The following is a 22469-nucleotide window of genomic DNA, read 5'->3' as shown; positions in this document are numbered from 1 at the left end:
ACGGACGTGGGTTCCGTGCGCCGCGAATGCCAGATCGCTTGCGCGAGACGCCTGCCATGGGGATGGCGCACGCCTCGTGGTCCCATTGGGATGGGGCAACCTTCAAGGAGAGGACGCTTATGTCTGGAACCATGCGTGGCGTGTATACAAATCTGACCGAGATTCGTCGTAGGGTCTTCGCTGAGGTGGCGAAGATCGCCTATGACGCCGGTGGCGAGAACGCGGAGGAGGAGCTCGACTCCATCGCGCGCAACCTCCGCAACCTGCCCTATGAGATCATCCCTGGCGATGTGGCGACGTACCGCGAGTCCGTCTTCCTCGAGCGTGCCATCGTCCAGGAGCGCATCCGCCTCGCCATGGGTCTCCCGCTCCAGGACCTCGATCGTCCGGAGAGCGTGACGGAGGGCCTCAAGAAGGCCGCGGTGCCCGAGACCTACTATGAGGCGCCGCTGGTCAACGTCATCAAGTTTGCTTGCAACGCCTGCGAGGACAACGTCTATCGCGTCATGCCCAACGCCTGCCAGGGCTGCCTCGCGCACCCCTGTCGCGAGATCTGCCCCAAGGGCGCCATCACGTTCAAGGACAAGAAGGCCTTCATCGACCACGAGAAGTGCATCAAGTGCGGTCGTTGCGCGAGTGTCTGCCCCTACCAGGCGATTCATCACCACGTGCGCCCCTGTGCCGATGCCTGCGGCATGCACGCCATCGGCTCCGACGAGCACGGCCGTGCCGAGATCAACTACGAGAAGTGCGTCTCCTGCGGCCAGTGCCTCGTGAACTGCCCGTTTGGTGCCATCGCCGACAAGAGCCAGATCTTCCAGACGATCATGGCCATCAATGCCGGCGAGGAGGTCATCGCCGAGGTCGCGCCCGCGTTCGTGGGCCAGTTTGGTGGCAAGGGCAACGTCGACAAGCTTCGCGAGGCCTTCAAGGATCTTGGCTTTGCCGGCATGGAGGAGGTCGCGCTTGGCGCGGACCTCTGCACCGTTGAGGAGGCGGAGGACTTCCTCAAGGAGGTTCCCGAGAAGATCCCGTTCATGGGCACCTCGTGCTGCCCTGCGTGGTCCGTCATGGCGAAGAAGGAGTTCCCCGAGCACGCGGGATGCGTCTCGATGGCGCTCACGCCGATGACGCTCACGGCGAGGCTCATTCGCAAGCAGCACCCCAACGCCAAGATCGTCTTCGTTGGCCCGTGCTCTGCCAAGAAGCTCGAGGCCATGCGCAGGAGCGTGAAGAGCGAGGTCGACTTCGTGTTGACCTTCGAGGAGATAGCCGGCATGATGCGCGCCAAGGACATCGACTACACGAGCCTCGCTGGCGAGGGCGGCGACTTCGAGGTCGCCAGCGCTGACGCCCGCGGCTTTGCCGTGGCCGGCGGCGTTGCGAACGCCGTAGTCAACGCGATTCACCGTCGTCATCCTGACCGCGAGGTCAACGTCGTGAACGCAGAGGGCCTGGACGAATGCCGCAAGATGATGAAGGCCGCCGTGAAGGGCAAGTACAACGGCTACCTGCTCGAGGGCATGGCGTGCCCGGGTGGCTGCGTTGCCGGCGCGGGCACACTTCAGGCGGTTGCCAAGACGGCGGGCGCGGTGAAGATGTACGCCAAGAAGAGCGAGCGCAAGAACGCCACGGAGAACGCCTACTGCGACCTGATCCCCGAGCTCGAGCGTCCCGAGGACGGCAAGCACGGTGACGAGCTCGTCGCCGAGAGCACCGAGGCTTCGGTTCCCAAGAAGTAGCTAGGACTGGCATAGCGTCGCTGGCGGCGGCGTCGCGCGGGGACGTTTCCCGTGCGGCGCCGCTTTCGTTTGCGCGCACCGGGCGCGGAGGTGCGGCGGCGAGGCGTGGCGGCGCGGTGGCGCGGCGCGGCGGCGCGGGGTGCGGGCCGCGCGGTGGCGTGGCGTTCGCCAAAACCTACCTCTTGTAACGTTTCTGCGCCGAAATCGGGCCCGAACCCTTACAAGAGGTAGGCGCTGACGCATGACGCCGGGCGCCACCTGCGCCGGGCGTCGTCCACGCCGGGCCGGCGACCGGGCGCGCGACACCCAGCCGAGTGGCGGCGCCGGGGCGGACGTCGTGTGGTTGCGGTGGCACCGGCCCGCTTCCGTGCCACGTGGGTATAAGCACTCAAGACAACCCCGTCAGGAGGCAGCATGCTCACTACTACGCTCACGTATCCAAGCCACGATGGCACCTCGACCATCCGCGCGCTTCTCTGGGAGCCAGACGCCGCCGTCAAGCCGGACTTCGCGCCGCGCGCCGTGGTGCAGCTCGTCCACGGCATGGCAGAGCACGTCGAGCGCTACGCACCCTTCGCGGAACACCTCGTGGGCGAGGGCTTCGTCGTCTGCGCGAACGATCACGTGGGCCATGGCAAGACGGTCTCCTCAGAGGCGGACCTCGGCCACATGCCGCTCGAGGGTGGCGAGGACGTGCTAGTGGAAGACGTACACGCGCTTCGCGAACTGGTGGGGGAGCGCTATCTGGCGGATGTCCCGCATGTCATCTTCGGCCATTCGATGGGCAGCTTCGTCACGCGTGTCTACCTCACGCGCCATGCCGAGGGCCTGAGTGCTGCCGTGATTTGTGGCACCGGTCAACAACCGCATGCCCAGGCGGCCGCCGGCAAGACGCTGACGCGCGTGCTCGCGTCCCTTCGCGGGGAGCGTCATGTGAGCAAGCTCATCGATTCGATGGGTGCCGGCGCCTACGCCAAGGCTATCAAGGACGTGCGCACGAACGTCGACTGGATTGCCACGGACCCTGAGGTCGTGGACGAATACCAGGCGGACCCTCTCTGCGGCCAGCCGTTCACCGTGGGCGCCTATCACACGCTTTCCTGTCTCGTTGCCGACGCGACGGACGAGGCACTCGCCCGTCGCGTGCCGGCGGGGCTACCGCTGTATTTCATCGCCGGGGCCGAAGACCCCGTAGGCGATCGCGGTCGTGGCGTGCGCGCGGCGGTGAGCGAGTACAGGAATGCTGGCGTTCGCCTTGTCGAACTCACGATCTATCCCGGGGTCCGTCACGAGATTCTGAATGAACCCATCAAGGAGAAGGTCATGTCCGATGTCGTGGACTTCCTCTCTCGCCAGGGCCTCTAGCTGGGGCGTTGTGCGTGTCTCGCCTTATTGTGCTGGTCTCACTTTAATGTCCACATCGCCTCGTAAGGTTGTCTTAACGAGGGGAGGTAAAAGAGCCGCCCCGCATGAGGAGGCAACCATGTACGAGCCGTCACGTCACATCACGTCGTTCAACATCGCCGGTTTTCAGCACTGGGATGGCGCCCTCGTCCTGTCAGAGCTCAAGCCTGGCATGCAGCTCACGCTCGTCCCTGAGCCTGACAATCCCTATGACCCCAACGCTGTCGCCATCCTGTTCCAGGGCGTCAAGCTTGGCTTCGTGCCTGCGGATAAGAACGAGCTTCTCGCTCAGCTTCTCCACTTTGGTCACACTGGCGTGATCGAGTGCCGCGTTCAGCAGGTCGATCCCGAGGCCAAGACCTGGGACCAGGTGTTCGTGGGCCTGTTCATGGTCGACGCACGCTAGAGAGTTGACAAAGGGACAGTCCCTTTGTCAACTCCGAGGCGCTGAGGTGACAAAGGTGACAAAGGGGCTGTCCCTTTGTCACCTTTTCCGCAATGGCGTCCTCGTCTCCCATGCACGTGTTATCCTGGACAGCTAGTTGTACACGTGCGAGAGGATGGCTATTCGTGGCAGAGAACACCCCCTCGGCCCAGGCGGCCGAGATGCCCAAGACATATGACCCGGCAACCACCGAGCCTGCGCTCATTGACCAGTGGATCAACGCTGGCTGCTATCAGCGCAGCAAGGGTGTAGGCGACTGCACTGTCGTCATCCCGCCGCCCAACGTCACCGGTGTGCTCCACATGGGCCATGCCATGGATGACTCGATTCAGGACACCATCATCCGCTACAACCGCATGCGCGGCCGTTCCACCCGCTGGATTGTCGGCACGGACCACGCGGGCATCGCCACCCAGACCAAGGTGGACAAGAAGCTCAAGGCGGAGGGCATCTCCCGTCTCGAGATCGGCCGCGAGAAGTTCCTCGATGCCTGCTGGGATTGGCGTCGCGAGTACGGCGGAACGATTATCAAGCAGATCCGTCGTATGGGCTGCTCGGTCGACTTCTCTGACGAGCGCTTCACGATGGATCCGGATTATGCCAAGGCCGTCCGCAAGGTCTTCTGCGACTGGTACCACGATGGCCTGATCTACCGCGGCAAGCGCATCGTCAACTGGTGCCCCTCCTGCACCACCGCCATCTCCGATGACGAGGCCGAGTACAAGAACGAGAAGGGCCACCTGTGGCACCTCCGCTACCCGCTCACCGAGCCGGTGAACGGCCAGGAGTACATCGTGGTCGCCACCACGCGCCCGGAGACCATGCTCGGCGACACGGGCGTGGCCGTCAGCCCGTCCGATCCGGAGAAGGCCGCCTTCGTGGGCAAGACCGTCATGCTGCCCATCGTGAACCGCGAGATCCCCATCTTCTCGGACTACCACGTCGACAAGGACTTCGGCTCCGGCTTCGTGAAGGTCACTCCGGCGCATGATCCCAATGACTACGCCATGGGCCAGGCGCACGACCTCCCGCAGATCAACATCTTCGACGAGCACGCCGTCGTCGTCGACGGCTACGGCGAGTTCACGGGCATGAACCGCGACGAGTGCCGCGAAGCCGTCATCGCCTGGTTCGAGGAGCACGGCCTGCTCGACCACGTTGACGAGCTCGAGCACTCCGTCATGCACTGCTATCGCTGCGACGCGGCCCTCGAGCCGTGGCTGTCCGAGCAGTGGTTCGTCGCCGTTGACAAGCTCAAGGGTCCGGCGCTTGACGTCGTGAAGTCCGGCGAGGTCAAGTTCCACCCCGCCCGCTGGACTGACACCTACACCACCTGGATGGAGAACCTGAAGGACTGGTGCATCTCCCGTCAGCTTTGGTGGGGCCACCGCATCCCCGTCTTCTACTGCGAGGACTGCGGCTGGGAGGACGCCTGCATGGATGACGTCCACGAGTGCCCGCACTGCCACGGCAAGCACGTCCATCAGGACGAGAACGTTCTCGACACCTGGTTCTCCTCGCAGCTGTGGACCTTCGCCACGCAGGGCTGGCCGGATCACCCGGAGCAGATGGAGGGCCACCACCCCACGACGGCGCTCGTCACCGCCCGTGACATCATCGCGCTGTGGGTCGCCCGCATGATCATGAGCTCGCTCTACTTCACCAAGGAGATTCCGTTCAAGGACGTGGTCATCTACGCCACGATCCTCGCCAAGGACGGCAGCCGCATGTCCAAGTCCAAGGGCAACGGCGTGAACCCGATGGACCTCATCGCCAAGTATGGTGCTGACGCCATGCGCTTCAACCTCCTGACGCTCATCACCAACAACCAGGACGTCAAGTTCGACGCCAACATCGACAAGAAGACGAAGGAGCTCATCGATAGCCCGCGCACCGAGCAGGCCAAGAGCTTCGTCACGAAGATCTGGAACGCGAGCCGCTTCGTCCTCATGAACATGGACGGCTACACGCCCGGCCCCGCCAAGGCCGCCACGCCCGAGGACGCCTGGATGCTCAGCCGCCTTGCCAAGATGGTGTCTGAGTCGACCAACCGCCTCGAGTCCTATGAGCTCGGTGACTACGCCCGCGAGCTCCAGAGCTTCTTCTGGGGCGAGGTCTGCGACTGGTACATCGAGCTTTGCAAGGGCCGTCTGCTCGACGGCGAGGGCGAGGAGCGCCTGCAGGTCCAGCGCAACCTTGTCTACGTCCTCGACGCATCGCTGCGCATGCTGCACCCGGTTATGCCGTTCGTGACCGAGAGCGTGTGGGACACCATGCCCGCCAGCGAGCTCGACGCTGACGGCGAGGGCAACTACGCCGCGCATGCCGGCCGCTTCCTTATGATGGCCGCTTGGCCCGAGCCCGAGGCCCTTGCCGCCTTCGTCGATGACGAGGCAGAGTCCACGTTTGACATCGCCCGCCGCCTGGTCGCCGGCGTTCGCTCCGCCCGCGCCCGCTACAAGCTCTCTCCCAAGACCGAGCTTGCGGTCGTCGTCCGTACTGGTGCCGATGCCGTCTCCAAGCTCGCCAGCCAGACCGACTTCGTCAAGAGCGTCGGCCGCGTGAGCGAGCTCACCGTTGCCGAGGACGCCGAGAAGCCCGCCGCCTCCGTCACGCTCGTCGAGAGCGACTTCGAGGCCTTCGTCGTCATGGGCGACCTCGTTGATTTCGCCGCCGAGGGCAAGAAGCTCGAGAAGGACCTCGCCAAGGCCGAGAAGGAGCTCGCCGGCGTCGAGCGCACCCTCTCCAACGAAGGCTTCCTCGCCAAGGCGACGGCCGAGGTCGTCGCTGCCAAGCGCGAGCGTGCCGCCGATCTTACCGCTACGGTCGAGCGCATCAAGGCCCAGCTCGCGGACCTCGCCTAAGACGATCCGTGGCTACCGTGCCACTCGATAAGAAACAGTTGAGGACCCAGCTCCTGGCACTTCGCCGGGGGCTGGGTCCTTCCGTTCGCGCCGAGGTCGACGCGCGGATCGCGGTCGCCGTGGCGACGACCGAGGAATGGCGCGAGGCTCCGGCGGTTCTCGCGTACCTCTCCGTGAGGGATGAGGTCGATACGCGCGAACTCGTGCGTCTTGCCTGGGAGGCCGGCAAGATGGTGGCGGCGCCACGCGTGACGGGTCCTCGCTCTCTCGCGTGGTATCGCGTCGAGGTGGGTGACGAGCTCGAAGTGAGCGCGATGGGCATCGAAGAGCCACTGGCGCGCGGGGAGCGGCGCGTTGACCCTGCGTGCCTCGGTGAGCGCTCGGTCGCCCTCGTTCCGGGTCTCGCCTTTGACGAGATGGGCTATCGCCTGGGTTATGGCGGTGGCTTCTATGACACGTTCCTCGAGCGATTCAGGGGCGTCTCCATCGGGCTTTGTCGGGATGCGGCGCTGATGCCGTCCCTTGCTGATATGGGTGCCCTCGAGACGCATGACCGTGCCGTCGACATTGTCGTCACCGAGACGCGTCTACTTCGCTAGCGTTTGTGACCCGCTCCGCGAATACTTGTGACCCGCTCCGCGAATTGAGGACCGGGCGTTGGCTCGGGCCGGGCCATCCTCGCGCCAGCACGCGCTCCGCGAATCGAGGACCGGTCGTTGGCTTGGGACTGAGCCACCCTTATGCCAGCACGCGCTCCATATGGCGCTTGGCGCGCGAGAGTGCCTCCTTGATGAGCGCTTGCTTGTCTTCAGTGAGGCGATAGGAGGGCGTTGTAACTGACAAGCCGTACTGAATCGTGCCATGGCTGCGAATACCTATACCGATGCACTGGATGGCCTCCGTCGCCTCTTCCCGGTCATAGGCGAAGCCCTCGTTCCTTACCTCGGCAAGCTGGGCAATGAACTCATCGGCAGTTCGCACCGTGGCATCGGTGGGTCGCTCGAGCGGCTCTTGGAGCATCGCGCGCACTTTCTCCTCGTCCATTTCGCTTACGAGTGCCTTGCCAATCGCCGTGTAGTGGATGGGCAGCGTCTTGCCGATGCTCGAGGTGAGACGCACGGGCTGGGGCGAGTCCACCTTGGCGATGTAGAGCACGCGACCACGGTCGAGAACGCCGAGCTGACAGGTCTCCCCGCATGCGTTTGTTACGTCTCGCATCGCTGCCATGAACAGGTTTATCGAGGTGCTCTCGCGATCGAACGACTTGCCGAGCAGATACGTCTTGAGGCCGATGGAGTAGCGCTTCGTCGTATCGTCATAAGCGACGTAGCTGGTATCTGCCATCGTGTGCAGGATGGGGGAGAGGCTCCCCTTGGGCGCGTTCACCTCGCGGCAGATCTCCGCCATCGTGAGTCCCTCGGAAGCGTTCGCAAGCGCCTCGAAGATGTCGAGAACGCGCTTTGTCGAGCGATGCTGGGTCTTATCCTCAACCGTTGTCATTATTTGAGCTCCCTTGGGGCAAAAGTCGGGTCCGGAGGCCATGCGCGCAGCCTCGGCTCTTCAGGTTTCTAGTCATTGGGGCAAAAGCCTGGTCCTGAGGCCATGCACGCAGCCTCGGTATTTCAGGTTTCTAGTCATTCTTAGCACTGATTCTGATAGTTCGCAAATACGAACGCCGTTCGCAGAGAAATAACTACCGCCCACGGATGCCCGGAGCGCCACCCTTTCACGCGCCAAGCGATAGAATTACCCTGCAATTGCAATTTGGGAACGAGGTTCGCATATCCGAACAACACGGATTCAGGCAACACCAACGGACGCCAGGCGCTGCGCTTGGTCTTTGTGGGCAATGAACCGTCCCAGAAAGAGGGAGGATCGTTCATGAGAAACGGCGTCATCATCGACGAGAAGGACAACGTCGTCGTCGCCATTCACGAGCTCGAGGCTGGCACTGACGTCGCCTATCCGCTGCCTGGCGGAGGCGAGGGCCATGTCGTGACTCGCGAGCACATTCCGCTGTTCCACAAGATCGCGCGCACGGATATCAAGCGTGGTGAGAAGGTCATGAAGTATGGCGAGTACATCGGTGTCGCCACTGCTGACATCGCTGCGGGCGAGCATGTGCACACGCACAACTGCTCCAGCTCCGATGACCTCAAGGACACGGATGCCAACGACGTGGCCTCCGCTGCCTCCGACGCCATTTCCCCTGTGACCGCGCCCAAGTCCACCCGCACCTTCCGCGGCTACCGTCGAGCGGACGGTCAGGTTGGCATTCGCAACCACGTGCTCGTCCTTCCCACGAGCATCTGCGCCTCTGACACCACGGAGCGCATCGCCCGCGCCGTCACCGGCTGCGTGACGTTCCACAACCAGAACGGCTGCAGCCAGGTGAACGTCGACCAGCAGCTTACGGTCGACACGCTCGCTGGCCTTGCGGCAAACCCCAACGTCTATGCCGTGCTTGCCGTCTCGCTCGGTTGCGAGGGCTGCCAGAACGACCTCGTCATCGATGCCATCCGCAAGCGCTGCGACAAGCCCATCCGCTCGCTGATCATCCAGAAGGTCGGCGGTTCCATCAAGGCCGTCGAGGAGGGCACGCGCATCGCCCGCGAGCTCGTCCGTGACGCAAGCCTGTGCGAGCGAGAGGACGTGCCGGTCTCCGAGCTCATCTTTGGCACCAACTGCGGTGGCTCCGACACCTCGAGCGGCCTGGGCTCCAACCCGCTCATCGGCGAGGTGTCTGACTGGATGGTCTCGCAGGGTGCCACGACCGTCCTGTGCGAGACACCCGAGCTGTTTGGTGGCGAGCACATTCTCGCGCGCCGCGCCTCCACGCCCGAGGTGGGCGAGCAGATCCTCAAGATCGTGCGCGACTACGAGAAGTACGTGCAGATGTTCGGCGCCGAGATGCGCGAGGGCAACCCCAGCCCCGGCAATATGGCCGGCGGCCTGACGACGCTCGAGGAGAAGTCCCTCGGCTGCATCCACAAGGCGGGTCACAGCCCCATCAACGCCGTCTATCCCTATGCGGCTAAGCTCAAGAGCCACGAGGGCCTCGTCATCATGGACACGCCGGGCAACGATCCGTCCAGCGTGGGCGGCATCATCGCCGGCGGCTGCCAGCTCGTGATCTTCTCGACGGGCCTCGGCACGCCCACGGGCAATGCCATCGCGCCCGTGCTCCGCATCACGGCCAATGGCCGCACGGCTCAGACCATGGCCGACAACATCGACTTCGACGCGCAGGCCACGATCTATGGGCCCGAGTCCATGGAAGAGCTTCGCGACCGTCTCATCGACCAGATCATCGCCGTCTGCAATGGCGAGCCCACCTGCGCCGAGGCACTTGGCTACACCGAGACGGCTCTCCCGCACCTGTGCAACTACATGTAACAAAGACACGCCTGGTTGATTCGCTCTAGCTGTCTTTGCGAGCGAATCACACCAAGCAATCCCGGGGCGCCAGTTACCGCCGAAGGCGTCGCCGTCGCAAACACTAGGCATCACCGCGGGTCAAACCGCGTGATACATACGACGCAGCCCCCCAATAGCTGCGTCAGGACAAGTACCGGGGAAGGAATACCCGGAACAACCAGAAGGAGCGCATCATGGATCTTCATCTCGAGGGCAAGGTCATCTTCGTCACCGGCGGCTTCAAGGGCATCGGTAAGGGCATCGCGCTGCAGCTCGCTCGCGAGGGCGCTATCCCCGTGGTCCTGAACCGCAAGGACGGTGTCGAGGACGAGTTCCGCGCCGAGATCTCCGAGATTACCAAGACGTTCGAGATGTACTACATCGACCTCAACGACACCGACGCCATCAAGCCCATCGTCGAGGAGGTCTACAAGAAGTACGGCCACATCGACGGCGTGGTGAACAACGCTGGCCGCAACGACAACCTCGAGCTCGAGACCCTCGACTGGCACGACTTCGAGAAGTCCCTGCACGGTAACCTCACGCACTACTTCGAGCTCGTCCACTGCTGCTGCCCGTACCTCAAGGAGTCCAAGGGCTCCATCGTGAACATCGCCTCCAAGGTCGCCCTCACCGGCCAGGGCAAGACGACGGCCTACGCCGCCGCCAAGGGCGCCATCCTCGGCCTCACCCGTGAGTGGGCCGCCGCTCTCGTCCACGACTCCGTGCGTGTCAACGCCATCGTCGTCGCCGAGGCCTGGACGCCGCTGTACGCCAACTGGATCAAGACCTTCGGTGACGAGGAGGCCCAGCAGAAGCGTCTGTCCCTCATCACGGACCGCATCCCGCTGGAGCACCGTATGACCACCTGCGAGGAGATCGCCGACACCGCGGCCTTCCTGCTCTCCGACCGCGCCTCCCACACCACCGGCCAGTGGTGCAGCGTCGACGGCGGCTACGTCAACCTCGACCGCGCCCTCGACTAGCTCTGGCCTGGAAAGAGGATTTAACGCATGTCTGATTCCGCCAAGAAGGCGAGCACCAAGGGCGCTGCGGCAACCATTGCCATCGTTCTCGTGACCTCGCTGTTCTTCGTCTGGGGCCTGGCCATGAACCTGGTCAGCTCGCTGAACGCCCCGATCGCCAACTACCTTGAGCTGACGACCACCCAGACGTCGCTCATGCAGGTAGCCTACTACGGCGCTTACTTCGTCATGGCCATCCCGGCCGGCGCCATTGCCAAGAAGTTCGGCTACAAGGGTGGCGTCATCGCCGGCCTCGCTCTGTTCGTGATCGGCTCCATCATCACGGTGCCCGCCACGAACGCCGCCTCGTTCGCCCTGTTCCTGGTCTCCACGTTCGTCGTTGCCGCTGGTGCCACCACGCTCGAGGCCAACTGCAACCCCTACATCACCAAGCTCGGTGACGAGAAGCACGAGTCCATGCGACTCAACCTCGCCCAGTCGTTCAACGGCGTCGGTTCCATCGTGGGCCCGCTCATCATGGCCCAGATCCTGAGCACGACGGTCGCCGCCGGCCAGCCCGGCTTCGCCGAGGCCAAGACGGCCTTCCTGGGCAGCACCCGTGGCATCTACATCGTGATCGCCATCGTGCTCGCCATCATGCTCGCCGTGTTCGTCTTCGTGAAGCTCCCCACGCCGCCGAACGACGTCGAGGAGGCCGGCTCCGAGAAGGCCGCCAAGGGCGATGCCCTCAAGAAGCCCTACTTCAAGCTTGGCGTCGTCGCCGAGTTCTTCTACGTGGGCATCCAGACGGTTGGCTTCTCCCTGTTCGCCACGTACGCGACGAAGGTCGCCGGCCTTGAGATGAGCCTCGCAACGGGCCTCGTGAGCGCCCTGTCGCTGCTGTTCACCATCGGCCGCTTCGGCTCTACGCCGCTTCTGGCCAAGAAGGACCCGGGCAAGCTGCTCGGCATCTACATGACGGGTGCTGCCATCTGCTTCTTCCTCGTGTTCCTGAACCTTGGCGTCGTGTCCGTCGCTGCCTTTGTCGTGGCCTACCTGTTCATGTCCATCGGCTACCCGACGATCTTCTCGCTGTCGCTGCGCGGCATGAGCGGCGACGAGACCAAGACCGGCTCGTCCATCATCACGATGTCGATCGTGGGCGGCGCCATCATCCCGGTCGTCGTGAGCGCCATCGGCGATGCCTGCGGCCTGTCCGTCGCCATGCTCGTCGCCGTTCCCTGCCTGGCCTTCTGCGCCTGGTACGGCTTCGCCGGCTCCAAGATCGGTTTTGGGGAGGAGTAACTACCATGTCTGATCTCAAGGTTGTCGATTCTCACTTCCACGTGTGGAACCTCGATACGCAGAGCCTTCCCTGGCTCGACGGCACCGATGGCACCATCACGCACACCTACAAGGTGGAGGACCTCGAGGCCGAGTACGCCCGCCAGGCCGGCGTCGAGTTCGTCGGCGGCGTGTATGTCGAGGTTGACTGCGCCGACCACGAGGCCGAGGACAAGATTGCCTACGACCTCAAGGCGGCCCACCCCAAGATGCTCGCCTGCATGCTTCGCAGCGACGTCTCCCCGTGGATGCGCGTCCCGGCCTTTGCCGCCGGCATCCGCGAGCCGCTTCACATCGACTCCGAGCCCAAGGGCCGTTGCCTCGAGCCCAGCTTCGTCGAGGGCCTTCACACGCTGGCTGCCAAGGGCCTGCCCTTTGAGTCCTGCAACCGCGTGAACGAGCTCGAGGATGCCTACGAGGCATTCGCCCAGGCGCCCGAGGAGACCGTCATCCTGAACCACCTCGGCAACGTCGAGGCGCTCACGCCGGAGTGGTGCGCGGTCATGAAGAAGTTCGCGACCCTGCCGAACCTCTACGTGAAGGTCTCTGGCTTCCCCACGGCCGACAAGCAGTTCGTCTCCGAGCTGCTCAAGTTCACGCGCGACACGTTCGATCCCAAGAAGCTCCTGTATGCGTCCAACTGGCCCGTCGTGAAGCTCTATAGCTCCTTTGACGAGCACTTCCAGACGCTGCGCGACGCGTTTGGCGACGACGAGGACTTCTTCATGAACAACGCCGTGCGCGCGTACGGTCTCAAGTTCTAGCGCCATCTTTTGACCCGCGCGTCTGTCAGGCGCGCGGGCCTTTCCATCCATCCGTTTTTAAAGAGGGAGCACATCATGCTTAAGGGTATTTCTCCGGTCCTGCCGCCAGAGCTTCTCTCGATTCTGTGCGAGATGGGACATGGTGACACGCTCGTGATCGCCGACGGCAACTTCCCGGCGGCCTCTATCGCCAAGGACTGCAAGCTCGTTCGCTGTGACGGACACGGCGTGCCTGAGGTGCTCAAGGCCATTCTCAAGCTCGTCCCGCTTGACCAGTACGTCGAGAAGCCCGTTACGCTCATGGACGTCGTGCCGGGCGATGACTGCGAGACCCCGATTTGGGATACGTACAAGGAACTCGTCTCCGAGGTCGACGACCGCGGCGCCGATGTCATCGGCACCATCGATCGCTTCCCGTTCTACGACGAGGCCAAGAAGGCCTACGTCGTGATTGCCACGAGCGAGCGTGCCCAGTATGCTAACGTCATCCTGCAGAAGGGCGTCGTTTACGAGAACGAGAAAATTGACTAGCTTACCTGGTCAAAGTTGGTAAATGTCCGTGGGACCGGCGCCTTGTGCGTTCGGTCCCACGTGGCTGTCTTGGATATAAGGATAGGGGAGAGCGGAGATAGTCTCCGTCCCTAGAAAAGGAAGGGTAGTGACATGTTCGAGGGCATTTTCTGTCCGTCCATCACCATTACTGATGATGAGGGCAACATCGATTTCGATCTGTGGGGCAAGCATCTCGACCACCTTGCCGACGCCGGTCTCAACGGCGTTCTGCTCTTTGGCAGCATTGGCGAGTTCTACAGCGTCTCGCTCGAGGACAAGAAGGCCGCTTGCGACTTTGCCGTGAAGCGCGTGGGCGATCGCATGAAGGTCTTCATTGGTGTTGGCGACACGAACTACGCCAACGTCCTGGAGCTCACCCGCTATGCCGAGAAGGCTGGCGCCGACGCGGTGCTCGCGGTGTCCCCGTACTACTTTGGCCCGAGCGCGCCTACCGCTGAGCACTACTTCGGCGGCATCGCCGAGGCCACGAAGCTCCCGGTCATTCTCTACAACTTCCCGGCGCGTACCGGCACCGACCTCACGCCCGAGCTTGTTGCCTCCCTCGCTGCCAAGCACGCCAACATCTGCGGCATCAAGGACACCGTGGACACGATCAGCCACACGCGCAAGGTCATTCGCGCCGCGCGTGCCGTGAACCCCGAGTTCACCGTGTTCTCCGGCTTTGACGAGTACTACCTGGTCAACCGCGTGAGCGGCGGCAACGGCGTGCTGTGCGGCCTCACGAACGTGGAGCCCGAGACGTTCGCCAAGATGCACGCCGCCTACCAGGCCGGCGACTATGCCACGGCCGTTTCGTGCGCCGAGCGCATCTCCAAGCTCATGGCCGTCTATGACGTCTGCGACCTGTTCGTCTCCGCCATCAAGGCTGCCGTGAAGGTCAAGGGCCTGCCCATCTCCACGAAGATCTTCGATCCCGCCGTCCAGGCCACCGAGGCCGATGAGGCCGCCATCGCGGAGCTGCTCGCGGAGTAGCGAGCGCACATACGTTGTGGCTTGCGAGCCCGGATGCCTTCTGGCGTCCGGGCTTTTTCTTGGCAGTTTGCCGTGTCCCGACACATGGCCCCGCTGCCGCCTTGTTGCGCTACTCCCGCTCGTGGAGGCGCAGGGCGATGCCGCAGGCGAGGCGGACGTCAGGGTCGTCCAGGTCGAGGCTGCTGATCTCGCCGATCTGCTCCAGGTGCCTGATGCAGGTGCTTCTCGTGAGAAAGAGGTCGCGCGCGGTGCGCGTCACGTTGCGGTCGCGGTCGAGGTAGCCGCGCAGGAGTCGTGTGAGCTCCGTGCCGTTTGCGCGGTCGTGCTCCATGAGATGCAGGAGCCCCGGCGGGGTCAGCGCCGCGGGTATCTGGCGCACGCGCACGCGTCTCAGCATGTCCGCGAGCAGGAAGTCCGCGTAGCGCCAGCACGCGCTTTCCGGCTGCCTCCTGATGCCCAGGCGCGCCGCCGCCAGCGCCTGGTTGTAGTAGTAGAACGTGTTCTTGAGGTCTCCGTACGCCTCGCTCGCGCCCACGGCGAGGAGCCCCGGGATGAACACGCCGGCAAGGCGATGCAGCATGCCGTCCTCGTCCGTGCCGGCGCGCGTGAGGTTGCAGACGATGACGAGGTGCTCGCCGTGCATGACGCAGGCGAGCTCGCCGATCCTCCCAGAGAGCGAGCGCGCTGTGGACTCCAGGCGCTCCTGGCTCTGGCCGCGTTGCACGGAGGCGATCGAGACGCACAGGTAGCGGTCGAACACGTTCCAGCCGAGAAGCCCCGCCCCCGCCTCGATTCGGCGCTCGTCAAGCAGCTGGTGGGCGAGAAGGCCCTCGAGCACGAGCTCGAGCTCCCGAGGCTGTCCGGCTTCCTCGATCTGCCCGCGCATTGAGCGCTCCCACTCCTCGTGACGCGCGAAGGACCTGGTCACGCGGGCGAGCAGCGCCCTCACGTCGATCGCGCCCTCCTCGGTCCAGAGGATATCGAGGTCTCCGTGGCGCCAGGAGGCCGTCGGCTGGCCCACGCAGATGACGGACGCGATGCCACTCGCGTTGGGGCGTGCGGGCAGCTCGCTCGCCTCCGCGACGTAGACGGGCCCCTCCTCGAGGGACTCTCCGGGCACGAGGGGGAGGGCGTAGGTGCACGTGCGCGTCGCCGCGCCGGGGGCAAGGTGGCTCGAGAATTCGAGCGGCGCGAGCTCGTCTCGGAGGATCTGGAGGTTCAGCCTCATGGGGTCTCCATCGTTGAATGGTACAAAGTGTTCCATCATCGTAACGTTATTGCTGCGCTCTGGTGAGGATGTTTGGGCGTGAGGTTCATAGAATTCTATCCGTTGAGATAAACGGGTCTGTTTTGCCAATCCCACACAATGACGGCCACACTCGCCCTCGCATTCAAGAGATACAAACTGTCTCAGTTGCGGGGGCTTCTGAGTTTGTCCGGCGCGGTGACGGATAATGACAGCGCAGCAGGCCCCCCGAGCGAATGGAGCTCCCATGGCACTGACGGATATCGAAATCGCACAGCAGGCCGAGGTCTGGCCCATCAGCAAGGTCGCCGAGGGTCTCGGCCTGACCGATGACGAGCTCATCCCCTACGGCCACCACATGGCCAAGGTCGACGTCACGAAGCTTCGCGACAAGGAGCGCTGCGCCAAGCTTGTCCTCGTGACCGCCATCAACCCCACGCCCGCGGGCGAGGGCAAGACCACGACGTCCGTGGGCCTCGCTGACGCCCTCCAGCGTCTTGGCAAGAAGGCCGTGCTTGCGCTTCGCGAGCCGTCCCTCGGCCCGGTCTTCGGCATTAAGGGTGGTGCCGCCGGCGGCGGCTACGCGCAGGTTGTGCCCATGGAGAACATCAACCTGCACTTCACCGGTGACTTCCACGCCATCGGCGCGGCGAACAACCTCCTCGCCGCCATGCTCGACAACCACATCAAGCAGGGCAACGCCCTCGGCATCGACCCGCGCCGCATCACCTGGAAGCGCGTCGTCGACATGAACGACCGCCAGCTGCGCAACATCGTCTGCGGCCTCGGCGGCGTCGCTAACGGCATGCCCCGTGAGGACGGCTTCGACATCACCGTCGCCTCTGAGGTCATGGCCTGCTTCTGCCTGGCCACCTCCATCGCAGACCTCAAGGCCCGCCTCGGCCGCATCGTGGTTGGCTACACCTTCGACCGCACGCCCGTCACCGCGCATGACCTCCACGCCGAGGGTGCCATGACGGCGCTGCTCAAGGACGCCATCTCGCCCAACCTCGTCCAGACGCTCGAGCACACGCCCGCGTTCGTCCACGGCGGCCCCTTCGCCAACATCGCCCACGGCTGCAACTCCGTCATGGCGACCGACGTCGCGATGAAGCTCGGCGACTACGTCGTCACCGAGGCGGGCTTCGGCGCGGACCTCGGCGCGGAGAAGTTCTGCGACATCAAGTGCCGCATGGCTGGGCTCACTCCGAGCGCCTGCGTGGTCGTCGCTACTGTGCGCGCCCTTAAGCACAACGGCGGCGTGCCCAAGACGGCTTTGGGCGAGGAGAACCTCGAGGCCCTCGAGGCCGGCATGCCCAACCTCCTGCGCCACGTCACCAACATGCGCGAGGTCTTCGGCCTGCCCGTCGTCGTCGCCATCAACGCGTTCCCTACGGACACGAAGGCCGAGCTTGATCTCGTCGAGGCCAAGTGCCATGAGCTCGGCGTGAACGTCGCCCTGTCCGAGGTCTGGGCGAAGGGCGGCGAGGGTGGCCTGGCGCTCGCCGAGGAGGTCGTGCGCCTATGCGACGAGCCTAGCGAGTTCACGCAGGCCTATGAGCTCGGCGGCATCCGCGAGAGCATCGACGCCATCGCCCGCCGCATCTACCACGCTGACGGCGTCGACTTCACTCCCGCCGCTGCCAAGCAGATCGCCCAGCTCGAGGAGCAGGGCTTCACGAACATGCCCGTCTGCATGGCCAAGACCCAGTACTCCTTCTCCGACGACGCCAAGAAGCTGGGCGCCCCCGAGGGCTTCCGCATCACCGTCCGCTCGGTGAAGGTCTCCGCCGGTGCCGGCTTCATCGTTGCGCTCACGGGCGACATCATGACGATGCCGGGCCTGCCCAAGCGCCCCGCCGCGGAGAACATCGACGTCGACGAGGACGGCCGCATCACCGGCCTTTTCTAGGGAGTCACCCCAGTTCATGAGTGTTTCTATGACCGAGAAGACCTGCGCGGAGTTCTCCGAGCGCCTGGCCGCCCGGGAGCCCGTTCCGGGCGGCGGCGGGGCCTCCGCCTACGTGGGGGCGCTGGGAACGGCGCTCTGCACGATGGTCTGCCGCTTTACCGAGGGCAAGCCCGCATACGCCGCGCATGACGAGAGCATCCGTCACACGATCGCCGCGACCGACCGCACCCGCCACGAGCTCCTCGTCCTTATGGACGAGGACGCCCGCGCGTATGCGGCGGTCTCGGCTGCCTACGCGATCGATCGCGAGGACCCGCACCGTGCGGACGCCATCGAGGCGGCGCTGCACGAGGCGGCGCTGCCGCCGTATCGCATCATGGTGGCCTGCGCCCGCTCGCTGGCACTTCTCGAGGAGCTGGGAGACCACGTCTCGCGCCTGCTCATCTCGGACGTGGCGTGTGGCGCGCAGCTCTGCCGCGCCGCCCTCATGAGCGCGAGCCTCACGCTCTACGCCAACACCACCGCCATGGCGGACCGCAAACGTGCCTGTGAGCTCGAGGAGGAGTGCGAGGAGCTGCTCGAGCACTGGCTGCCTCGGGCGGACGCCCTGGCTGACGCCGCCGCACGCGCGGTGAGGGGGAGGGGTTAGCATGGCGAAGCTTCTCAAGGGCGCACCCGTCGCGGCGAGGCTCACGGAGGGCATCGCCGCTCGTGCCGAGGCCCTCCGCGCCCGTGGCGTGGCGCCGACGCTCTGTCTGATTCGCGTGGGCGAGCGCGCCGACGACCTCTCCTACGAACGAGGCCTGCTCAAGCGCGCCGCGTCTGCCGGCGTCGACGTGCGCAGGGTCGTGCTTGACCCTGCCTGCTCGCAAGGCGAGCTCATGGCCACCATCGCCTCCGCCAACGCGGATCCTGCCGTTCACGGCATCCTGATGTTCCGTCCCCTTCCCGCCTCGCTCGACGAGGCGGCCGCGTGCGAGGCCGTCGCTCCCGAGAAGGATGTCGACTGCCTTACCTCGGCATCGCTCTCCGGCGTGTTCACGGGCTCTGGCGAGGGCTATGCCCCGTGCACGGCGGATGCGGTGATGCACCTGCTCTCCGCCGCCGGCGTGCCGCTCGAGGGCGCTCGCGTGACCGTGGTGGGCCGCTCGCTCGTGATCGGCAGACCCGTCGCGATGATGCTCCAGGCGGCGAACGCCACCGTGACGATGTGCCATTCCAAGACACGCGACCTCGCGCAGTGCTGTCGCGAGGCGGACGTGCTCGTGGTCGCCTGCGGGCGGGCGCGCATGGTGGGCGCAGACTGCGTGCGCGCCGGCCAGGTGGTCGTCGACGTGGGTATCAACTGGGACGAGAGCGCCGGCAGGCTCGTCGGCGACGTCGACTTCGACGCTGTGGAGCCCGTCGTCGACGCCGTGACGCCCGTTCCCGGCGGGGTGGGTTCTCTCACCACCGCTGTACTTATGCAACATGTCGTGCAGGCGGCGGAGCGTGTCGCAGCCCGCACTAAGGGGGAATAACATGACCGAAGACCTCAGGGCCCAGACCGCTGGCGTGGCGGCGCAGCCCGCGCCTGCCGCTGTGACGCCTGCCGCCGCGTCCTCGGTGTCCGGCAAGGCCAGCCACGCCGCCGGCGTCGACCGACCGCGCATCGAGGCCGCCGTCCGCGAGCTGCTCATCGGCATCGGCGAGGACCCGGACCGCCCGGGTCTCGTGGGCACGCCGGACCGCGTGGCGCGCGCGTGCGAGGAGCTCTTCTCGGGCCTGGCGGACGACCCGGCCCGCCATCTGCGCAAGCAGTTCCACGAGGAGGGCAACGAGGAGCTCGTCGTCGTGCGCGACATTCCATTCCACTCCATGTGCGAGCATCACATCCTGCCGTTCATCGGCAGGGCCCACGTGGCCTACATCCCGCGCGACGGCCGCATCACGGGCCTCTCGAAGATCGCGCGTTGCGTGGCGGGCTTCGCCGCTCGTCCCCAGCTCCAGGAACGCCTCACCGGTCAGGTGGCCGACGCCATGATGGCCGAGCTCGACCCCGTGGGCGTCATGGTCGTCATCGAGGCGGAGCATACCTGCATGACGATGCGTGGCATCCGTGCTGCCGGTGCCATGACCGTCACGAGCGCCGCCCGCGGCATGCTCAAGACCGACAACAAGACCCGCGAGGAGGCCCTTCGCCTCCTTGGCAGGTAGCGTGGGCCAGGTTCTCGTCCGCCGGCTCGCGCCCCGACCCTTCGTGCGCCACCCTCCGCCGCCAGGCGCGAGGCGCGGCCGCGCCCCTTCCTGAGGAGTTCCTTGCACATGTATCAGATTCCGTTCGAGATTCCCTCCTACACCTTCGACGAGGCGATGGAGAGGCTTCACGCCACCAAGAAGTTCGGCATCCAGCCCCTGCTCGAAAGCGTCGAGGACATGCTCGCGGAACTCGGCAATCCGGATGATCACTTCGAGAGCGTCCAAATTGCGGGTACCAACGGGAAGACCTCGACCTCGCGCTATACCGCCGCGATCCTCATGGGGGAGGGCAAGCGCGTCGCCCTCTACACCTCGCCTGAGCTCGTGTGCCTCACGGAGCGCATGGAGGTCATGGGCCGTCCTGTGAGCGAGGAGAACTTCGCGCGTGGTATGGCGGCCGCCGTCACCTCGGGCGAGCGCGTGAACGCGCGCCGCAGCGCCGCGGGGGAGAGGCCCTATGACATCACGGAGTTCGACCTGCTCACCGTGGCCGCCCTCGTCGTTTTCGCCGAGGCGGGCGTTGACGTCGCCGTGCTTGAGTGTGGCATGGGCGGGCGCTGGGATGCGACGAGCGCCGCGCACAACATCAAGTCCGTCGCCGTCACGGGCATCGGTCTCGACCACATGAGGATCCTCGGCGACACGCTCGAGGCCATCGCGGGCGAGAAGGCCGCCATCATCAAGCCCGGAAGGACCTGCGTCCTTGGCGTGGGTACGGCGACCCCGGCGAGCGTCGAGGACGTCTTCCTCGAGCGCTGCGCCGAAGCCGGCGTCATCCCGACGCTTCTGCGCCCCAGGGACCTCGCCGACGCCGCGGGCGAGATGCATCCGGGCGTCCCGCGTGAGCACGCGGACCTGCCGCATGCCTTCTACGAGGTCACGAGCCGTCCCACGAGGATTGGCGACAACCTCGTCCTCGACGTGGAGACTGGCGTGGGAGGCACCGAGGTCCATGCGTATCCTGGCGTCTCGGCTCCCAAGCCCGGCTATCAGGCGGCGAACATCTCGTGCGCCATCGCGCTGGCCGAGCACTACCTCGGTCGCGCGCTCGACGAGGAGAGCCTCCTTCGCTCCGTGGCCGCCTGTCCCACGCCGGGGCGCTTCGACCTCGTCTCTTCCGAGCCGCCCGTGCTCATTGACGCCTGCCACAACCCGCAGAGCGTCCAGACGTTCCTCTCCGCCGTGCGTGGCGTCGACCCGGATGTCGCGAGCAGGCCGGCGCTTTTGTGCGCGGTCCTTGCCGATAAGGACGTCGAGGGTATCGTGGGCCTTCTCGCCCCGGAGTTCCCCGAGGTCTACGTCACGCGCACCCAGTCTGACCGCGCCCTCGGACCCGTCGAGCTCGCCGAGATGTTCGAGCGCGCTGGGAAGGCGCCCAAGGCCGTGTTCGCGAGCGTCGAGGAGGCGCTGGCCGCGCTCAAGGGCGTGCCACTCGTGGCTTGCGGCTCCATCACGACGGCGGGCGAGGTCGCGGGCGTCCTCAGGCCCGGAGTGCAAGGCGGGGAGGCCTAGTCGCGCTGGTGCCTCGCGCCTGAGCGCGGAGGCCTGACAGCGCCTGAGCGCGGAAGCCTAATCGTGCCTGAGCGCGGAGGCCTGGCAGCGCCTGAGCGCGGAGGCCTGGCAGCGCCGTCCCCTCGCGTCTGAATTTGTGCCTGACGCGGAGACGTCCCCGGCCGCCTTGCCCGTTGCCCGATGGCTGGTACAATCTCGTTCGTTGTGTCTTAAGTTGAGGATTGCCGTTGCTCGCGGTGAACGTCTCGTATGACAAAGGAGCTCGTCACATGTCCGACCTCATCGACCAGATTCTCACCCCCGAGGTGCGCATGGTGCTCTACCTCATGCTCGCCTGCGTCGTCATGCTCTACGTGCTCTCGATCGTCTACGTCATCCGCGACGCCCAGCGCCGCGGCGCCGAGCCCTGGTGGCTCTGGGCGATCATCTCCGTGATCCCCATCGTGGGCCTTCTTGCCTACGTCATCCTCCGTCCCAGCTCCTACCTGGTTGACCGCGAGGAGCAGGACCTCGACATTGCGCTTCGCGAGCACCAGCTCTCGCACTACGGCATCTGCCCCAAGTGCGGCACGCCCATCGACAAGGACTTCATCGTGTGCCCCAACTGCAACACGCAGGTCCGCAACGTCTGCCCGACGTGCCACCGCCCGCTCAACGCGGACTGGAAGGTCTGCCCCTACTGCCGCACGCGCATCCAGTAGCGCGCCTGCCCCATATGCAGCCTACGAGGCCCCGTCTTCGCGACGGGGCCTTTTTCGTGTCTCGTGGCGCTCGGTCGCGGGGTCAGCCGACGGCGACCGACCTGCGTGTCCGCGTTGTGATCAAGCAGATTGCTGCTGGGTTTTGCAACCGGCCACCGGCGACCGGCCTGCGCGTCCGCTGCCGGGATTTGCGCATCGTATGGGGGCCTTTTGCGAGGCCGCGTGCAACAAATTTGAGATTCTGCGGTTCGTTTATGGCCTTTTGGGTCCCAAAACACATATGCTAGGAAAGAGATAGCAAATAAAACCCCAGGTGGCCAAATCCTGCCTTGCGCTAGAAGTCGGATTTCAGCAGCAGAATCTCAAATTC

General features: G+C 65.0%; 19 protein-coding genes. 17 read left to right on the top strand and 2 right to left on the bottom strand.

The window, feature by feature from the left end; translation table 11 throughout:
• Positions 1–119: 119 nt before the first annotated feature.
• From ABCN07_RS03980 to ABCN07_RS03960, 5 genes are all read left to right on the top strand, one after another.
• Positions 120–1742, top strand: coding sequence for a 4Fe-4S dicluster domain-containing protein (locus tag ABCN07_RS03980; protein ID WP_343005470.1), 1623 nt, complete (start codon positions 120–122; stop codon positions 1740–1742).
• A gap of 414 nt (positions 1743–2156) precedes the next feature.
• On the top strand, positions 2157–3107 hold the full coding sequence (locus tag ABCN07_RS03975) for an alpha/beta fold hydrolase (protein ID WP_343005469.1): 951 nt from the start codon (positions 2157–2159) through the stop codon (positions 3105–3107).
• Positions 3108–3225: 118 nt separating this feature from the next.
• Positions 3226–3552: an HIRAN domain-containing protein gene (locus tag ABCN07_RS03970; RefSeq protein ID WP_293815632.1), complete on the top strand. Its 327-nt coding sequence runs from the start codon at positions 3226–3228 to the stop codon at positions 3550–3552.
• A 200-nt stretch (positions 3553–3752) separates the two neighbouring features.
• A complete protein-coding gene (locus ABCN07_RS03965) occupies positions 3753–6455 on the top strand; it encodes a valine--tRNA ligase (RefSeq protein WP_293815672.1) in 2703 nt (900 codons plus the stop codon).
• Positions 6456–6463: 8 nt separating this feature from the next.
• Positions 6464–7054, top strand: coding sequence for a 5-formyltetrahydrofolate cyclo-ligase (locus ABCN07_RS03960; RefSeq protein WP_343005467.1), 591 nt, complete (start codon positions 6464–6466; stop codon positions 7052–7054).
• A gap of 139 nt (positions 7055–7193) precedes the next feature.
• Here ABCN07_RS03960 and ABCN07_RS03955 read toward each other — a convergent pair whose 3' ends face one another.
• Positions 7194–7955 carry an IclR family transcriptional regulator gene (locus tag ABCN07_RS03955; RefSeq protein WP_343005465.1) on the bottom strand — a complete coding sequence of 254 codons (762 nt, stop codon included), beginning with the start codon at positions 7953–7955 and terminating at the stop codon, positions 7194–7196.
• 381 nt (positions 7956–8336) lie between these two features.
• Between ABCN07_RS03955 and ABCN07_RS03950 the strand changes: the two genes are divergently transcribed.
• From ABCN07_RS03950 to ABCN07_RS03925, 6 genes are all read left to right on the top strand, one after another.
• The gene (locus ABCN07_RS03950) at positions 8337–9851 is read left to right on the top strand and encodes an altronate dehydratase family protein (protein ID WP_343005464.1); all 1515 of its coding nucleotides are present in this window, start codon (positions 8337–8339) and stop codon (positions 9849–9851) included.
• Between the two features lie 215 nt (positions 9852–10066).
• On the top strand, positions 10067–10858 hold the full coding sequence (locus ABCN07_RS03945; RefSeq protein WP_120179202.1) for an SDR family oxidoreductase: 792 nt from the start codon (positions 10067–10069) through the stop codon (positions 10856–10858).
• Between the two features lie 27 nt (positions 10859–10885).
• Positions 10886–12142 (top strand): MFS transporter, encoded by a 1257-nt coding sequence (locus ABCN07_RS03940; protein ID WP_343005462.1) that lies wholly within the window; start codon positions 10886–10888, stop codon positions 12140–12142.
• A gap of 5 nt (positions 12143–12147) precedes the next feature.
• Complete coding sequence (locus tag ABCN07_RS03935; RefSeq protein WP_330027755.1) at positions 12148–12945, top strand: amidohydrolase family protein; 798 nt, start codon at positions 12148–12150, stop codon at positions 12943–12945.
• Positions 12946–13020: 75 nt separating this feature from the next.
• A complete protein-coding gene (locus ABCN07_RS03930) occupies positions 13021–13476 on the top strand; it encodes an RbsD/FucU domain-containing protein (RefSeq protein WP_343005461.1) in 456 nt (151 codons plus the stop codon).
• Positions 13477–13608: 132 nt separating this feature from the next.
• A complete protein-coding gene (locus ABCN07_RS03925) occupies positions 13609–14490 on the top strand; it encodes a dihydrodipicolinate synthase family protein (protein ID WP_317285943.1) in 882 nt (293 codons plus the stop codon).
• Positions 14491–14599: 109 nt separating this feature from the next.
• On the opposite strand, the gene ABCN07_RS03920 is transcribed toward ABCN07_RS03925, so the two are convergent.
• Positions 14600–15718 (bottom strand): helix-turn-helix domain-containing protein, encoded by a 1119-nt coding sequence (locus ABCN07_RS03920; RefSeq protein WP_343005459.1) that lies wholly within the window; start codon positions 15716–15718, stop codon positions 14600–14602.
• A gap of 265 nt (positions 15719–15983) precedes the next feature.
• On the opposite strand from ABCN07_RS03920, the gene ABCN07_RS03915 reads away from it, so the two are divergent.
• The 6 genes from ABCN07_RS03915 to ABCN07_RS03890 all read left to right on the top strand — a co-directional run bounded on the left by ABCN07_RS03915 (position 15984) and on the right by ABCN07_RS03890 (position 22099).
• Complete coding sequence (locus tag ABCN07_RS03915) at positions 15984–17648, top strand: formate--tetrahydrofolate ligase (protein ID WP_343005458.1); 1665 nt, start codon at positions 15984–15986, stop codon at positions 17646–17648.
• Between the two features lie 16 nt (positions 17649–17664).
• Positions 17665–18297 (top strand): cyclodeaminase/cyclohydrolase family protein, encoded by a 633-nt coding sequence (locus ABCN07_RS03910; protein WP_343005457.1) that lies wholly within the window; start codon positions 17665–17667, stop codon positions 18295–18297.
• 1 nt (position 18298) lies between these two features.
• On the top strand, positions 18299–19168 hold the full coding sequence (locus tag ABCN07_RS03905) for a bifunctional 5,10-methylenetetrahydrofolate dehydrogenase/5,10-methenyltetrahydrofolate cyclohydrolase (RefSeq protein ID WP_343005456.1): 870 nt from the start codon (positions 18299–18301) through the stop codon (positions 19166–19168).
• A gap of 1 nt (position 19169) precedes the next feature.
• Positions 19170–19844, top strand: coding sequence for a GTP cyclohydrolase I FolE (gene folE / locus ABCN07_RS03900; RefSeq protein WP_343005455.1), 675 nt, complete (start codon positions 19170–19172; stop codon positions 19842–19844).
• A 108-nt stretch (positions 19845–19952) separates the two neighbouring features.
• The gene (locus tag ABCN07_RS03895; RefSeq protein WP_343005454.1) at positions 19953–21398 is read left to right on the top strand and encodes a Mur ligase family protein; all 1446 of its coding nucleotides are present in this window, start codon (positions 19953–19955) and stop codon (positions 21396–21398) included.
• Between the two features lie 269 nt (positions 21399–21667).
• Positions 21668–22099 carry a zinc ribbon domain-containing protein gene (locus ABCN07_RS03890; RefSeq protein ID WP_293815661.1) on the top strand — a complete coding sequence of 144 codons (432 nt, stop codon included), beginning with the start codon at positions 21668–21670 and terminating at the stop codon, positions 22097–22099.
• The last annotated feature ends 370 nt before the right edge of the window (positions 22100–22469 follow it).

This window comes from Collinsella sp. 1033st1_E11_1033SCRN_220408 (assembly GCF_039062465.1).
Taxonomy (GTDB): Bacteria; Actinomycetota; Coriobacteriia; order Coriobacteriales; family Atopobiaceae; genus Parolsenella.
This window is presented reverse-complemented; position numbering and strand designations above follow the sequence as displayed.

Excerpts from the sequence above, each read along its gene's own strand:
- ABCN07_RS03980 (WP_343005470.1), top strand. The coding sequence starts at position 120 with ATGTCTGGAACCATGCGTGGCGTGTATACAAATCTGACCGAGATTCGT.
- ABCN07_RS03975 (WP_343005469.1), top strand. The coding sequence starts at position 2,157 with ATGCTCACTACTACGCTCACGTATCCAAGCCACGATGGCACCTCGACC.
- ABCN07_RS03970 (WP_293815632.1), top strand. The coding sequence starts at position 3,226 with ATGTACGAGCCGTCACGTCACATCACGTCGTTCAACATCGCCGGTTTT.
- ABCN07_RS03965 (WP_293815672.1), top strand. The coding sequence starts at position 3,753 with ATGCCCAAGACATATGACCCGGCAACCACCGAGCCTGCGCTCATTGAC.
- ABCN07_RS03955 (WP_343005465.1), bottom strand. The coding sequence starts at position 7,955 with ATGACAACGGTTGAGGATAAGACCCAGCATCGCTCGACAAAGCGCGTT.
- ABCN07_RS03950 (WP_343005464.1), top strand. The coding sequence starts at position 8,337 with ATGAGAAACGGCGTCATCATCGACGAGAAGGACAACGTCGTCGTCGCC.
- ABCN07_RS03945 (WP_120179202.1), top strand. The coding sequence starts at position 10,067 with ATGGATCTTCATCTCGAGGGCAAGGTCATCTTCGTCACCGGCGGCTTC.
- ABCN07_RS03940 (WP_343005462.1), top strand. The coding sequence starts at position 10,886 with ATGTCTGATTCCGCCAAGAAGGCGAGCACCAAGGGCGCTGCGGCAACC.
- ABCN07_RS03935 (WP_330027755.1), top strand. The coding sequence starts at position 12,148 with ATGTCTGATCTCAAGGTTGTCGATTCTCACTTCCACGTGTGGAACCTC.
- ABCN07_RS03930 (WP_343005461.1), top strand. The coding sequence starts at position 13,021 with ATGCTTAAGGGTATTTCTCCGGTCCTGCCGCCAGAGCTTCTCTCGATT.
- ABCN07_RS03925 (WP_317285943.1), top strand. The coding sequence starts at position 13,609 with ATGTTCGAGGGCATTTTCTGTCCGTCCATCACCATTACTGATGATGAG.
- ABCN07_RS03920 (WP_343005459.1), bottom strand. The coding sequence starts at position 15,718 with ATGAGGCTGAACCTCCAGATCCTCCGAGACGAGCTCGCGCCGCTCGAA.
- ABCN07_RS03915 (WP_343005458.1), top strand. The coding sequence starts at position 15,984 with ATGGCACTGACGGATATCGAAATCGCACAGCAGGCCGAGGTCTGGCCC.
- ABCN07_RS03910 (WP_343005457.1), top strand. The coding sequence starts at position 17,665 with ATGAGTGTTTCTATGACCGAGAAGACCTGCGCGGAGTTCTCCGAGCGC.
- ABCN07_RS03905 (WP_343005456.1), top strand. The coding sequence starts at position 18,299 with ATGGCGAAGCTTCTCAAGGGCGCACCCGTCGCGGCGAGGCTCACGGAG.
- folE (WP_343005455.1), top strand. The coding sequence starts at position 19,170 with ATGACCGAAGACCTCAGGGCCCAGACCGCTGGCGTGGCGGCGCAGCCC.
- ABCN07_RS03895 (WP_343005454.1), top strand. The coding sequence starts at position 19,953 with ATGTATCAGATTCCGTTCGAGATTCCCTCCTACACCTTCGACGAGGCG.
- ABCN07_RS03890 (WP_293815661.1), top strand. The coding sequence starts at position 21,668 with ATGTCCGACCTCATCGACCAGATTCTCACCCCCGAGGTGCGCATGGTG.